Source organism: Williamsia sp. 1138, from assembly GCF_002095435.2.
Taxonomy (GTDB): Bacteria; Actinomycetota; Actinomycetes; order Mycobacteriales; family Mycobacteriaceae; genus Williamsia.
Map to the genome: position 1 here is coordinate 1 of NZ_MJEJ02000048.1, position 14,203 is coordinate 14,203.

13 protein-coding genes are annotated in these 14,203 nt (G+C 62.8%); 9 read left to right on the forward strand and 4 right to left on the reverse strand.

Annotation, left to right across the window (positions count from 1 at the left end; translation table 11 throughout):
• The 4 genes from BH683_RS18470 to tatA form a co-directional block, all read left to right on the forward strand.
• A partial coding sequence (locus tag BH683_RS18470; protein WP_143696021.1) for an oxygenase MpaB family protein occupies window positions 1–953 on the forward strand: 953 nt, incomplete at its 5' end.
• A gap of 37 nt (window positions 954–990) precedes the next feature.
• The gene (locus BH683_RS18475; protein ID WP_084837948.1) at window positions 991–1,899 is read left to right on the forward strand and encodes a cutinase family protein; all 909 of its coding nucleotides are present in this window, start codon (window positions 991–993) and stop codon (window positions 1,897–1,899) included.
• 22 nt (window positions 1,900–1,921) lie between these two features.
• The gene (locus BH683_RS18480; RefSeq protein ID WP_084837949.1) at window positions 1,922–2,383 is read left to right on the forward strand and encodes a globin domain-containing protein; all 462 of its coding nucleotides are present in this window, start codon (window positions 1,922–1,924) and stop codon (window positions 2,381–2,383) included.
• A gap of 15 nt (window positions 2,384–2,398) precedes the next feature.
• Window positions 2,399–2,659: a Sec-independent protein translocase subunit TatA gene (gene tatA / locus BH683_RS29165; protein ID WP_281492325.1), complete on the forward strand. Its 261-nt coding sequence runs from the start codon at window positions 2,399–2,401 to the stop codon at window positions 2,657–2,659.
• Between the two features lie 125 nt (window positions 2,660–2,784).
• On the opposite strand, the gene BH683_RS28465 is transcribed toward tatA, so the two are convergent.
• On the reverse strand, window positions 2,785–3,279 hold the full coding sequence (locus tag BH683_RS28465) for a hypothetical protein (protein ID WP_143696090.1): 495 nt from the start codon (window positions 3,277–3,279) through the stop codon (window positions 2,785–2,787).
• Window positions 3,280–3,572: 293 nt separating this feature from the next.
• Here BH683_RS28465 and zapE point away from each other — a divergent pair, with 293 nt between their 5' ends.
• Window positions 3,573–4,619 (forward strand): cell division protein ZapE, encoded by a 1,047-nt coding sequence (zapE, locus tag BH683_RS18500; protein WP_084837755.1) that lies wholly within the window; start codon window positions 3,573–3,575, stop codon window positions 4,617–4,619.
• A gap of 310 nt (window positions 4,620–4,929) precedes the next feature.
• Window positions 4,930–5,391 carry a hypothetical protein gene (locus BH683_RS28840; RefSeq protein WP_210405238.1) on the forward strand — a complete coding sequence of 154 codons (462 nt, stop codon included), beginning with the start codon at window positions 4,930–4,932 and terminating at the stop codon, window positions 5,389–5,391.
• Window positions 5,392–5,587: 196 nt separating this feature from the next.
• Here the strand turns inward: BH683_RS28840 and BH683_RS18510 are convergent, their stop codons facing one another.
• Window positions 5,588–6,328, reverse strand: a complete 741-nt coding sequence (locus tag BH683_RS18510) for a glycine-rich protein (RefSeq protein WP_246833455.1) — start codon at window positions 6,326–6,328, stop codon at window positions 5,588–5,590.
• A gap of 1,197 nt (window positions 6,329–7,525) precedes the next feature.
• A complete protein-coding gene (gene dnaB / locus BH683_RS18520) occupies window positions 7,526–9,745 on the reverse strand; it encodes a replicative DNA helicase (RefSeq protein ID WP_084837758.1) in 2,220 nt (739 codons plus the stop codon).
• Between the two features lie 504 nt (window positions 9,746–10,249).
• On the opposite strand from dnaB, the gene BH683_RS18525 reads away from it, so the two are divergent.
• Complete coding sequence (locus tag BH683_RS18525; RefSeq protein ID WP_084837759.1) at window positions 10,250–10,813, forward strand: hypothetical protein; 564 nt, start codon at window positions 10,250–10,252, stop codon at window positions 10,811–10,813.
• 30 nt (window positions 10,814–10,843) lie between these two features.
• Here the strand turns inward: BH683_RS18525 and BH683_RS18530 are convergent, their stop codons facing one another.
• A complete protein-coding gene (locus BH683_RS18530) occupies window positions 10,844–11,335 on the reverse strand; it encodes a MarR family transcriptional regulator (protein WP_084837760.1) in 492 nt (163 codons plus the stop codon).
• A gap of 81 nt (window positions 11,336–11,416) precedes the next feature.
• Between BH683_RS18530 and BH683_RS18535 the strand changes: the two genes are divergently transcribed.
• Window positions 11,417–13,552, forward strand: coding sequence for an MMPL family transporter (locus tag BH683_RS18535; RefSeq protein ID WP_084837761.1), 2,136 nt, complete (start codon window positions 11,417–11,419; stop codon window positions 13,550–13,552).
• 12 nt (window positions 13,553–13,564) lie between these two features.
• Window positions 13,565–14,182, forward strand: coding sequence for a lipocalin family protein (locus tag BH683_RS18540; RefSeq protein ID WP_084837951.1), 618 nt, complete (start codon window positions 13,565–13,567; stop codon window positions 14,180–14,182).
• Window positions 14,183–14,203 lie beyond the last annotated feature (21 nt).

The following is a 14,203-nucleotide window of genomic DNA, read 5'->3' on the forward strand; positions in this document are numbered from 1 at the left end:
CCAGCGAACTCCGCGACTTCATGGAACACGCCAAACAACTCCCCGACTGGGCCGACGAACAAAAACTCGTCAGCGCAGTCAACTTCAACCAAAAACGCGGCACCTACCTCGGCGTCCTCTACGGCTTCGCCAGCGGCATGATGAGCACCGTCATCCCCAAAGAAGCCCGCGCGGTCTACTACTCCAAAGGCGGCGCGGACATGAAAGACCGCATCACCAAAACCGCCAAACTCGGCTACGACATCGGCTCACTCAACGCCTACCAACCCGACGGCGAAATGGTCGTCACCTGCGTCAAAACCCGCCTCGCACACGCCGCCGTTCGCCATTTGCTACCCCAATCGCCGCACTGGGTGAACTCAGCACCCGAAGACATACCCATCAGCCAAGCCGACATCATGGTCACCTGGCACTCACTGCCCACCACGGTGATGCGCAACCTCACAAAGTGGAAAGTCCCCATCGCCGCCGACGAATCCGAAGGGTTCCTGCACTCCTGGCAACTGGCCGCGCACCTACTCGGCGTCGAAGACCAATACATCCCCTCCTCCTGGAACGAAGCCGACTCCCAAGCCAAACAAGTCCTCGACCCCATCCTCGCCCCCACCCCCGAAGGCATCAAACTCGCCGACATCCTCCTGAGCCTGGGCATGAACCTCGACCTCACCCTGCTCAGCAGACCCATCCTCGGCGCCCTCACCCGCTTCATGCTCGGCAACGACATCGCCAACTGGCTCCACATCCCCACCGAACCCGTATGGACACCACTACTCGAAACCGCCTGGGGCCCCTACGTCATCGTCCGCGAAGGCGGACTCGACCTCGGCGTACCCGAAGAAGCCTACTGGCTCTTCGACGAATTCCTCCGCCAATTCGTCCTGTTCTACATGTCAGAACTACGCATGCCCATCAACATCAGCATCCCCGTCATCAACAACCCCAACCACCCCTGACGCGCGTCGCGTTCTGGTGAGTACCGGGATACCGGCCATGCAGCACGATCGCACCCGGCAGAGATGGCACAGGATCGGCTTCCTCACGCTCGTGCTGGCACTGCTCGGGACAGCCGGTGTCACAACGGGTTCGGCAACTGCTTCACCGACGCAGTGTCCGGCACTGTACGTTCTGGCCGTGCCCGGCACCTGGGCGAACGGAGACCAACCCGGGGTCCTGAATGAGGTCACCTCTGATCTGGGGCCCGAGACGGCAGTGCAGTACGTGGGTTACGACGCGACCGCATTCCCTTGGGAGAAGGCGATCTACGGCAAATCGAAAGCGCAGGCAGCGGCGAACGCAACCGGTCTTGCCGCTGCGATGCTGCAGCGTTGCCCCGGTACCAAGATCGCACTGACGGGTTACAGCCAAGGTGCCGACGCGGCCGGCGACGTCGCCTCCGAGATCGGCACCGGCCGCGCGGCGATCAGCCCATCGAATGTGGCAGGCGTCGTCCTGCTGGCCGACCCCCGCCGCTCTGACAAAGACAACGTCATCGGTCCGCAACTGACCGGGGAGGGGAGCGGTGGCGATCGGCCGGGCGGGATGGGCTGGTTGCGGCCGCGCTCGTTCAGCCTGTGCGCACCAGAAGACCTGTATTGCAATCTGCCGCAGGACTACTACGTGACAAGGATCGTCGGATATCTCGCGGAGACGAGTGATCCGACACCCAGCCAGATCAGTCAGTACCAGGTCGAGGCGGGAGCCATTCTGCAGGAGCTGCTCACCCACGGAGGACCGGCCGCGGTGGTTCGCGAGGTCAGTGACGTCCGTGCGCGAGAGCAGATCCGCATCTTCGATGAGTTCCTGCGATCAGGCGCTCACGCGAACTACACCACATTCCAGGTCGACGGTGGAATCACCGCCGCGCAGTGGGCTCGGACGTATCTCGCCGGCCTTGCATGACCGTCACGGAAAGGACATGACGATGGACCAACCACTGCTCGAGCGCAGTCTTGCACTCGTAGCCGACACCGACCCCGACTTCACCGTGCACTTCTACGAACGCCTCTTCACCGAGCACCCCTCGGTACGGCAGCTTTTCGGCGATGAGATCCGTCCTCAGGCGACCATGCTGCAACGGGCCATCGTCTCCGTTCTGGAGCATCTCGACGACCCCGAATGGCTGCGCACCTCTCTGGGTTCGCTGGGTCGAGTGCACGCGTCGCTCGGTGTCACACCACAGATGTACGGCTGGGTGGCAACAACTCTGGTCGACACGATGGCCGACGTCGGCGGCGAGAAGTGGACCGACGACATGTCGACCGCATGGAAAGACGCACTCACCGCCGTCGCCGCCATGATGCTCGACGCCTACCCAGCCGACCCGAGCGACGACGGACCCGACAGCGAACGATCACTCAGCGGCAGCGGCCGCCACAGGAGGTAGAACAACATGGGCGCAATGCAACCTTGGCACATCATCGTGGTGGTGGTGGTGTTTCTCGTTCTGTTCGGATCGAAGAAGCTACCTGATGCAGCACGAGGACTCGGCCGATCGATGCGCATCTTCAAGAGCGAGGTGAGCGAGATGCAGAACGAGTCAGGGCCGGAGCAAAACGCCACGCGCGGCGAACTCGAGGCCGGATCGACGGGTCACGCCACTCAGGTTAATACGAATGGCGCCGGAGTAGCGACGAACAGCATCCGACCGCCGACACCCTAGAAAATCCGAAAGTAATTGCGCTGCAGTCGTTGTGTCTTGCGCAGAATCGACGCAGTCACCCAGCGTACGTGGGGGCTGTTGGTGCCCGCCCGTTGAACCGAGCGGGCACCAACACTTTCCGGGGGTCAGCGACGCCAGCCGGTATGCCAGGTCAGATTGTTGGGAATCTCGGTCAACCCGGCGTAAAAGGTGCCCGACGGAGATGCCGCGGCGCGTCCGGAAAATTGATCGATGGCGGCGCCGAAAGTCAGCCCACTATCCGGGTCGGGTTGCCAACCGGTCACCGCATCAATCGTGCCGCCCAAATGCGCATCGTGAAGGACCTGTGCCTCATCAGAACTCAAGTGCACGTATCCCCCACCTGGCGCCGGCGTCACCGCAAACGCCGATGCGATCGGCGCCGCCGCCATTGCTCCCGCGCCAGCAATGATCAGTCCCGCAGAGACTGCAGCTACACGTCGTTTCACATTCATCATGGTTCCTCCCCAAAGTTGCAGACCGTCCGCGACATACGGGCGGCCGTTCGGTACAGCGAACCCTACAGCTACTTTGCTAACGTGAATATGTAATTTATTGTGATACACGCCATAGGCATGGCATCCAAGAGCGAGCGCGGACACGCGGCTATCTAACGGCACACTCGACACGCCGGAAAATCGGGCGGTACGACAACGTTTGCGTCGGGTAGGTCAGCGCCCGAGGCCGATAGACAGTGGGCCCAGCGTTCTGGGCTGCCCAGGCCGAATGAGACTGTGACCTTCGAAGGGGGTTCTGACGTGATGTTTGATAGCGTTGTAGCGCAACATGTTCAGATCTTCAGGTTCCGACTCCTGGGTGACTTGTTCGATCGCGACGGTAGCGAGGTCGATCACACTCCCATTCTGGGGCGGCCACGGCGTGTGACCATCGGTAGGTGCCTACGACTCGTCCGCAGATCCTGTCGGCGATTGACGATGCGGCGCTCGCCGAGGGCATAGTTCTTGATGACTCTCAGCGGCAGCTCGTCCATCGTCTCGCCGACCTAGATGTGACGACGCAGCGTCGACGCCGGCCGTGCCCGCGGGGGCTTTATGTGTACGGCTCGGCGGGGCGGGGCAAGTCATGGCTGGCCAATGCGTTCTATGACGCAGCACCCACACCCCGGAAGATCCGAATCCATTTCCACAGCTTCTTTGACGACCTCCATCGCCACATGCACACCCATCGACACGATCCATCAACGATGCGTCAGGCACTCGACGATGTGATCGGACAAAGCCAATTGTTGTACTTCGACGAACTACATGTGCACGACTCCGGAGATGCTCGGCTTCTCACTCGCATGCTCGAACACGTCCTCACTCGTCGCGTGACGATTTTGGCGACATCGAACTACGCACCCGAAGACCTGCTGCCGAACCCCATCTGGCACCACATCTTTGAACCGGGAATCGACCTGATCAAGACCCACTTCGACATACATCACCTTGCCGGCCACACCGACTACCGCGCAGCTACACGCTCCGGCACCTCCGCCGGCTTCTCCAACAGCGACTGGACAAGTACCGCACCTACACAGGAACTTCCATACCCCAGCGAGCTGCCAATGCTGACTGTCGGCAGCCGCGACTTCTCGGTCCTCGCCGTCCGTGACAACCAGCTGTTTGTATCGTTCCCTCAGCTCTGCGACTCACCGCTGTCAACGATCGAATATCTCAACTGGGCGCGGACTTACACCCGATGGACGATCCTCGACATCCCCGAGTTCGCTTGTGTCTCACCCGAAGCCCAGCAACGCTTCATCAACCTCATCGACATTCTGGTCGACACCGACGTACAGGTCACCTTCGTGTCAGCGCATACGCTGACCGCCTTCCTCGACGCCGCGTCGCCGCGACCAGACGCCTTTCGCATGGCAAGCCGCTTACAGTTACTACGCAGACACGGACAAGCACATCGTGCGTCGACAGATGTCCTCTGAGCAGCCATCGACGTCTCACCCAAGTCGATGGGTGCTCCAGGCTGCAACGAGGGGAATGCCTCCGATGGGTCAACGCAGCCAAGGTGGACATATCCGCGGATGTCTAGGTGCACCCATGTCACGCGCAGACAATGCCAACAGCGGGGAATCCGCAGCTACTGTGACTCATGCAATCGGCGCGTCGGGCGAGACTGCGGTGTCGCCGCGGAGGACCTACACCGTCTGGGTCAGCGCCTCCTGCCTCCGACGTAAAACGTTCGCACCCAAGCGACATGCCTACAGCCACCGCCACGAGGAACAGCCGAATACCATGAACGCCAGAATCCAGATCGTGACGGCCTGCCTCGGCCTCGTTACAGCGCTTATATGCACGGTCACTGCATGCACCACCAGCGACGGCGACGCTGGAAGGCTCAACAGCTCCACGGACCGCGCAAGCACGACGCTCGCGACCAGGCCAGGCCCGCCTGTCCCGGTGGACGCCGCGGCCCCCGACGATCTCGTCCCCCAGCTCCCGGTCATCCTCACCGTCGACGGCCAGATTTTCACCATCACCGAACGCGACGGCGGACACGACTACACCTGGGACACCGGCCCCAACCCCGGCTATGGGTTTTCGGAAAGCGCACCGATGACCGCACAAGTGCCGGAACAGGATGCAACGAGAATCCGACCCACGCCACCGCCATCCAATACGCTCAGCCATTACCGAGCCAGCATCCGAGACTTCCTCGACGCGATCGACCCCAACACCGGATACCTCGAGGAATAAGGCGCCGAATCACTCAGACAACTTGGAGTAGTCCACACATTCGACGTAATCTAATTGTGCTGCAACGGATCATGTCAGGATTGTGTAGACCATCGCGATCAGAGCGCCCACGCCGAGGACGCGACCAGCACCACCCACGACGGTGTTCTCATGCCACCGAGCCAATTGGGCTCGACTTGAACGCAATTGCCACCGATCAACTGCTGCCGAAAAGGCCTGGACCGATGCAGACCGAGCCCGTGCAGGGTGACCCCGGTGGCCGGTAGGTAATAGTGATCGACGGGCCCTCAAGAGTGGCTCCGTGGTAGCCGTCGGACAACAACGAAGAGCCGCCGCCGCCGGAGTGACCAAGCGATCCGCCGCCGCCGCCGTACAGTCCTCCGCCACCACCGGCCCCGCTGAGAATCGACTGCGCCACCGGGAAATCGGCGACAGATCCACCGGTTCCGCCGACACCTGGCCGCCCGGGTAGCCCATCGCCGGGTATGTTCTCAGACCTGCCCCCGGCACCGCCCGCGGTCTGCGTCCCCGCATGACCACCCCATTCCGACGGGCTCGGGGAATCCGCGTTTCCACCATTTCCGTAGTAGCTCCCACCACCGCCGCCTGCGGCGATCAGTACCCGTGAATCCAGATCAGTGGGATCGGTGCGGATATCCGACGCCCCGCCCCCGCCCGCCCCAGGCGCATAGTCGTTGCGCCCCGGCCACTTGGGGTTTCCTGCCGTGCCGCCGCCGTTGAACCCACCCACCCCGGGGCTGTCATCGGGCCCCACGCGAGTGTCGCCGCCATCGCCGGCTACCACCGGGTGCAGCGTGCGTGATCCTGCTGGGACAGCCACGGTTCCGTTCACCACAGCTCCTATCCCACCGGAGTAATAGCGGTTGTCGCCCTCGATGTAACTACCGCCTCGCCCACCGATGGCTGTCACAGTCACCGTCGCAACACCTTCGGGCAGTGTCAGTGCGTGCGTCCCCGTGGAGTAGGTGCATGTCACCACACCTGAGGAACCCGCCTGGACGCATTCCGCGGGCAACGGAGCGGCTCCTGCACTACCCGGCCACACCAGCAGGGCACCTAGCACCGCCACCGATCCGGCTACCGCGATTCCGGGCCGATACCAGTTAGTTCCCGAAGCGCCCCGTTCGCGATCGCGTGGGAGTAGCCCGTTTTCAGTCGACATCCGCCTTGCCCCTCCGTCAGTTCGCAACATCGGATAGAGCGTAACTCTATCGAAGTGTTGAAGGTGACCAAACCGGCAAAGCACTGGCCCGTTACAGCGTACGACGACAACGAACTCGATAAAAGGAGAGTGAGATCTACCGATATCGTCGGCCACGTCTGAGTCGGCCGCGACGACCGCTTTCACCAGCCAGTGGTAGTCGCACGCCTCTCAGGAACACAGCTGGAGCCGAACGGCTCCAGCTGTAGTGCAGGCAGTTTCGTCTCTCACGCACTGTTGATCGCATCGACAGCGACCCGCAGCGTTTACCCGTAGCGAGCGTCATTTCCTGCTAGGAAAGAGAACATGAGGCGGATAGGGGTGCTGGTGGCGGCGATCGCAATTGTCATAGTCGGCTGCTCGTCAGAGGACGGAACCGAGAACTCGCCGGCCCCGAGCTCACCAACGACGTCCGCGGCACCATCGACGACGACACCACAGCCACCACCGCCTCCGCCTGCACCACCCCCCGCCACTGAGCCGACGTACGAGGCTCCTGCCACTGTCGAAGAAGCTGAGCCAACAATCCAACCTGTCACCCTCGGCGACTACTGCTCATCCCGGGGCGCCTCGGCGCCGACTGCGGACGGGTCGACAGCATACTGCGCGCGGCTGGCCGGCACAGATGCGTACGTCTGGGCGCTGACACCGGGAGTGGCGTCGAATCCGGATTTTCCGCTGCCAGGCAACGGGACTTCCGCGCCTGGTGACGTCTGCTACGACCTGTCCGCGACAACCATCAACTCTCAGGGCCAGACCTTGTATTGCAATCCGTCAGTGGACGATCAAGGCGCTGTAAACGTTCTGCGCTGGGAGCTGACGCCCTGACCGTGGGCGCCGGGTTGTTGATCATGTTGAGACTGTTGACCGTCGCACGAGCTTGCGGCAAGCAATCTACCGCAGGAAAAACGTCTACCCTCGCGCCATATCCACGAACCGGCTCAAATGCAGTTGGTGCGCAACAGTAATCGTCGCTGTCGGACCGTTACGGTGCTTACCCAGGATGATGTCGGCTTCACCCGCACGTGGGTCGTCACGCTCGAACGCGTCAGGTCGGTGCAACAGGATGACCATGTCGGCATCCTGCTCCAGCGAGCCCGACTCGCGAAGGTCAGAAATCATGGGACGCTTGTCAGTTCGCTGTTCGGGACCACGGTTCAGCTGACTGATCGCGACCACCGGGACTTCAAGTTCCTTCGCGAGCAGCTTGATGCTTCGCGAGAACTCCGAGACCTCCTGCTGACGAGATTCGACCTTCTTGCCCGACGACATCAGCTGCATGTAGTCGATGACCACCAGCTTGAGGTCGTGCTTCTGCTTCAAACGCCGTGCCTTGGCACGGATTTCCATCATCGTCAGGTTGGGCGAGTCGTCGATGAACAGCGGCGCCTCAGAGATCTCGCCCATCCGGCGTGCGAGCCGTGTCCAGTCGTCGTCGCTCATCTTGCCCGAACGCATGTCGCCGAGCTTGATCTTCGCTTCGGCCGAGAGCAACCGCATCACGATCTCGGTTTTGCTCATCTCCAGCGAGAACATAGCGCTGGTCATGTGATGCTTGATGGAACATGAACGCAAGAAGTCCATGGCGAGCGTGGAGTTGTGGGTCGGGATCATCGACTCACCGGCGAGGTACATGTGGTCGACGTTGTCGACCTGGACGCACCGCACGGGGACGCTGGCGATGGGGCGTACGTCGACGATCGTACGAGTACGCCGAACACTTCTTGAAAGTTCTTTGTGTAGCAACGCTTTCTGCGCGGAAAAGAAGACCTTGTCGACGGTTTCAAATGTGACTGACGTCGCCTCAGACCGCATGTCGACGGAATAGCCCAGGCCCGACACGAGGTCGCGAACCTGCATCGCCAAGGCGGCAGGCCCCCGGAACTCGACTGCGCCCGATTCGGCGACGTCGCCGGCAACATCTAGCAGACCGGCCAACAAATCCAGACGTTGCGCTGCTGACCCCCGCAGGTAGTCGGCCGAAAGATGATCGATATCAAGTGCGTTGAGAGAATCCACGGCGGCGACGCCGTCGACACGCATGGCAACATCCGGCGCCGCGAACTCCAAGGTTCCGCGCGAACCGACCCAAGCGCCTACCGCGTAGGCGTCGACATTCAAGTCGGCGAAGTGCAGCTCCAGCGGATCGACGTTGGCTACGGTCGGTGCCTGGCCTGCGGCCAACGCCGCTGCGATCTCGGCGGTGGTCGACACCGTTGAGTCCGCCAACCACTGATGCTGCTCATCGGCGACGATCACTGAACCATCAGAGAACTCGACCTCATAGCAAGGCCGACCGGCCATCACCTCGGTAGCGGCAACAACGCGCGTGGGCTTGCCGTCGGCGCCTATCAGGTGATCGCCGACCTGCACCTGCCCCATGGTGGTCCATCCCGACGGCGTGGCCAACGGTGTGTCGAGGGCCAAGGCTTTTCCGACACCCGGCCTCGCAGCCACGATGATCATCTGACCTGCGTGCAGACCGTTGGTGAGTTCGTCGAGATCGTGGAAACCCGTTGGCACACCGAGGGACAGACCACCACGCGACGCGATGGAGTCGATCTCGTCCATCGTCGGCTGCAGCAGCTCTTCAAGGGCCACATAGTCTTCTGCGGTCCGGCGTTCGGTGACTTCGTACACCTCGGCCTGCGCGCGGTCGACAACCTCAGCGACGTCTTGACCGTCGGCTCCGGCGTAGCCGAACTGAACGATGCGTGTGCCGGCTTCGACCAGCCGACGCAGGATGGCCTTCTCCGCGACGATTTCCGCGTAGTAGCCGGCGTTGGCAGCGGTCGGAACCGTCGAGATCAGGGTGTGCAGGTACGGGGCGCCACCGATGCGGCGCAGCTCTCCCGCACGGTCCAGTTGCCCCGCCACGGTGACGGCGTCGGCGGGCTCACCTTTGGCGTACAGGTCGAGGATCGCGTCGTACACGGCCTGATGCGCGGGACGGTAGAAGTCGCCGGGGCGAAGCTTCTCGAGAACGTCGGCGATCGCGTCCTTTGACAGCATCATGCCGCCGAGGACGGATTGCTCTGCGGCCATGTCTTGAGGAGGCTGACGACCGAAATCCTCACTCGGGGGAGCCTGCTCTCGAGCCTCGGCATGCCCACGGTCGTCGACTACGGCCAAGACGCCACCCCTTCTCGCTTACCTGTTCGAAATCAGTCTCGCAGGACTGTCCGACAAGTCCCGACCAGCTCCGGTCACGCCGGTCCGTCAATCCACTCGGCCAGACACTAAGGGCTCGGGGCGGACCTGCCAAACCGAGCTGTGCACCACCCTGTGCACCAACTGTGGACGCTCCGCGCATACCTGTTAGCGCCCTGTTGGGAACTTGTGGATAAGTCGACGACTTTCTTCAGTTTTGCCACTTCAGGATGGGTTTCGCATATTTGGACACTGTGGATACCTCTCCGGCGGCGTGTCTCTCCAAGTCCGCTTTCGGCGTGTTCCTTTTCGTCGGCCAGTTCCACGGCAGCCCGACTGCGCCTCGGTGTCCCTCGATCGGGTGAACATCTTGACCGGCTCTGAATTGATCGTTACGATCACGCCTCCCGCACCGGCCAACCCGCCACATCTCGAGCCGCGAAGTGGTGCAATGATCATCACGCAAGCGATGCTGGGGAGGCATTCATGAGAAAGCTCATCGGTGTGTTGGCAGCGCTGGTCGCCACGGCCGCGATGCTCTCGGTCGGCTCGCCGGCTTCGGCCGCGCCAGGGCCCGACTACACACAGGTGCCCGACCTCTCCGGCTACGCGGCGGTCGACCCCGCTTCATACTTCTCACTCGACTACAAGGACAACGGGCGGACCTTCTTCGTCACCCCGGGCGGTCGGGTGTGTGCGCTCGGGTCCGGGTACGCGTACGTCGGCTGCAACGGCCGGCCCGGCGGTGCACCCCGCGACGCCGTGGGCGTGGCCATCTCAGGAGGCCAAGAAGGCCCGTACTGGGTTCCCCGGGACACGGCGTACAGCACAGTTCCCCAAGGATGGTTCCAACCACCGTTGCTCGATGTCGGGCAGTCGATCACGGTCGCCGGTTCGACGTGCGCGGTGAGCCCGGTCACCGTCACGTGCGTCGGCGGTCCCCGTGCGTTCACGCTCGCGCAGTCGTGGTTCAAGTTCGTCTACCCGGCGGGCGACAAGTACCACGACAACAACATCGACCCGAAGTATCTGCCGGCAGATCAGCGCTAGCGCGAACCCTGATCTCGCGTAACTCCTGACCTAGGCCCCGTTCAGCTCGTCCTGGTACGTCTTCATAGCGCTGATCATCGCGCTGAACACCCGGTGTGCAGCCTCGAGATCCTGGTCCGGGAGTTCGGCGAGCGCGTCGTGCGTGTGCTTTCCCAGGGGCGCGAAAAACGCTCTGGCCACCGCCATCCCATGATCGTCGTAGTGCAACATCACTTTTCGACGGTCCTTCTCGTGCGCCTCACGCCGGATGTGCCCGGACCCGATGAGCCGTTCGACGAGATGCGTCACCGCACCGCCGGATACCTGCATGCGCTGCCCGAGCGCGCCGGACGTCAGTGGCTCGCCTGCCGAATCTGCAACCATGACGTGCAACAGAGCGCGAAAATCATTGGCACTGAGATCGTTCAGCCCGGCGAAGACTCGCGAGATCTGATCCGATTCCGCCGAGAGCGCCCGCACGTCAGCCGACATCTGAAACTCCAACTCGGCACGCGGGTCCCCCGAAGGGACTTGCTCGGACATCGTTTCCTCCTGCCGGCGGTGCAACCCCGCCGGAAGATAGTTTACTTGCTCAATATTTGAAAATATGAGATTGTCTGAAATATGGCGATAAAAGACACGTCAGTTGATTCTCGCACCCTTTGGGATCAGCTTGCCGCCTCAGTGACCGGACGACGATCGTGGTGCATCGCACTCGTGATCGTCCTGATCTCGATCGCCGCAATGGGCCTCATCGGTGAGAACGACTCCGCCGGCGAGGCTCCCCAGTCGCTGCCGGCCAACGCCGACTCCGCGGAGGTCAACGAACTACTGGAACAGTTCCCCGACTCCGACGTCGCCCCAGCGGTTCTCGTCGTGGTCCGCGGCGACGGCAACGCCTTGTCCCCGGCCGATCAGGAGGCCGTCGCAGCAGCCCAGCAGCGCATGCTCGCCGTCGAGCGGTCAGTTCCCGCAGACAGCCCCGCCGGCCCGCCGGTGGTGCTCTCACCGGACCAGATGGCAGCGATCTCGATCGTGCCGGTGAGTGCCGACCTGAACGGGTTCAAGCTCACCGACCTCGTCGACGAGCTTCGCGCCGCGGCCGACGACGGATTGCCCAGCGACCTCACCACCTACGTGACCGGCGGCCCGGCGTTCGGCGCCGACACCGCCAACTCGTTCTCCGGCGCCAACGTCACCTTGCTCGCGGTCACCGCCCTGGTGGTCGCCCTGCTGCTGATCGTCACGTATCGATCACCGGTGCTGTGGTTGGTTCCGCTCATCGTCGTCGCCTTCGCCGACAGGCTGGCCAGTTCCGTCGGCACCGGGTTGGCCGAACTCACCGGACTGTCGTTCGACGGCTCCACCTCAGGCATCACCAGCGTCCTCGTGTTCGGCGCCGGCACCAACTACGCCCTGCTGCTCATCTCTCGCTACCGCGAGGAACTGCGCGCCGAGCCCGACCATCGAATCGCGTTGCGACGGGCGGTCCGCCACGCCGGACCGGCCATCCTGGCGTCCAACGCGACGGTGGTCCTGGCACTGCTGACCCTGCTGCTCGCCGTCCTCCCGAGTACCCGGAGCCTCGGCGCACTGGCCGCAGCGGGTCTCGTGGTGGCGGTGATCTTCGCGCTGCTGGTGCTGCCTCCGCTGCTGGCCTTGTTCGGCACCAAACTCTTCTGGCCGTTCGTACCGAAGGTCGGCGATCCGGTGCCCACCGAGGGTGGTGCCTGGTTCCGTATCGCGGGTGCCGTCTCCCGACACCCCGCGCGAGTGCTCGCCGTCGCCCTGACCGCACTGATCGCCTGTTCGCTCGGACTGGTCGGGGCGAACATCGGTCTCTCCCAGACCGAACAGTTCCGGGTCAGTGCCGACTCGGTCGAGGGTTTCGACAAGCTGTCCGAACACTTTCCACCCGGACAGTCCGACCCCACCACCGTTGTCGCGAAAACATCAGCGGCCGGGCAGGTTCAGGGAATCATCGAGTCCACCGACGGGGTGGTGTCCGTGACGGAGAGCGGACAGTCCGATACCGGTTTCACGAAGTGGTCCGTGGTGCTCGACGCAGACCCGGCGTCGCAGCAGGCCTTCGACATCATCGACGAGTTACGCACCTCCACCGGAGAACTGCGCGGCGCCAATGCACTGGTCGGCGGATCAGACGCCAAAGCCCTCGACATCCAAAACGCCTCCGAGCGTGATCGATTGGTCATCATCCCGCTGATCCTTGCGGTGGTGTTCGTCATCCTGATCGTGTTCCTGCGAGCGCTGGTCGCGCCGGCGGTCTTGGTTGCGACGACGGTCCTGAGCACCCTCGCCGCCATCGGCATCGGTAGCCTCATCAGCGAACACGTCTTCGGATTCCCAGGCCTGGACAACAACGTCCCGCTCTACTCGTTCCTGTTCCTCGTCGCCCTCGGCATCGACTACACCATGTTCCTGGTGATCCGCGCCCGCGAGGAGACCCCGGAATACGGTACGAGACAAGCGATCATCCGAGCGGTCGCGTCGACCGGAGCCGTGATCACCAGTGCCGGAATCGTTTTGGCTGCTGTCTTCTGCGTGCTCGGCATCCTGCCGCTGATCACGCTGACCCAGATCGGGATCATCGTCGGACTGGGTATCCTTCTCGACACTTTCCTGGTACGAACAGTGGTGATACCAGCTCTCTTCAGCCTGATCGGGCCACGCATGTGGTGGCCCGGCAATGTGGATACACAAGCGCGTCCACACCCGCAGTTACAACCGCAACAGAATTAGGAGATGGCAACCATGGCGTTCTCACCTCGAAAACTCACCCGCGCAGTGATCGGCGGTATGGCACTCGCGTTCGCGCTCGCCTGTGCGGCCCCGGCCTCGGCCGACACCAGTTCACTCCCCCAGCCGCTGAAGCCGGTGGCCAAACTGGACACCACGAAATACCTCGGGACGTGGAACCAGATCGCCGCAATCCCGCAGCCGTTCAACCTGATCTGCGCGCGCGACACCCAGGCGCAGTACGACCTGATCGACGCGAGCAACATCCGGGTCGAGAACACCTGCACCACATGGACAAACGGAGAGAACAAGATCGTCGGCAACGCGCGCGTCAACGACGCCGTCACCGGCGCGCAGCTGCACGTGAGCTTCCCGGGTGTCCCGACGCAGGAGTCCAAGGACGGCCCCACCAACTACGTCGTCACCTACATCGCCGACGACTACTCCTGGGCCTTCGTCGGAAGCCCCGAACGCACCTCGGCATTCGTGCTGTCCCGGTCGCCGAATGTGACCACCGCCCAGTGGAAGCAGATCCGCAAGATCGCTGAGGATCGCGGCTACAACGCCTGCACGATCCTCACCTCACCGACCACCGGTGGCTCCAACGAGATCCGCCCACTCTGCACGGTCTGACCTGAGCTGAGCTTCCTGGCT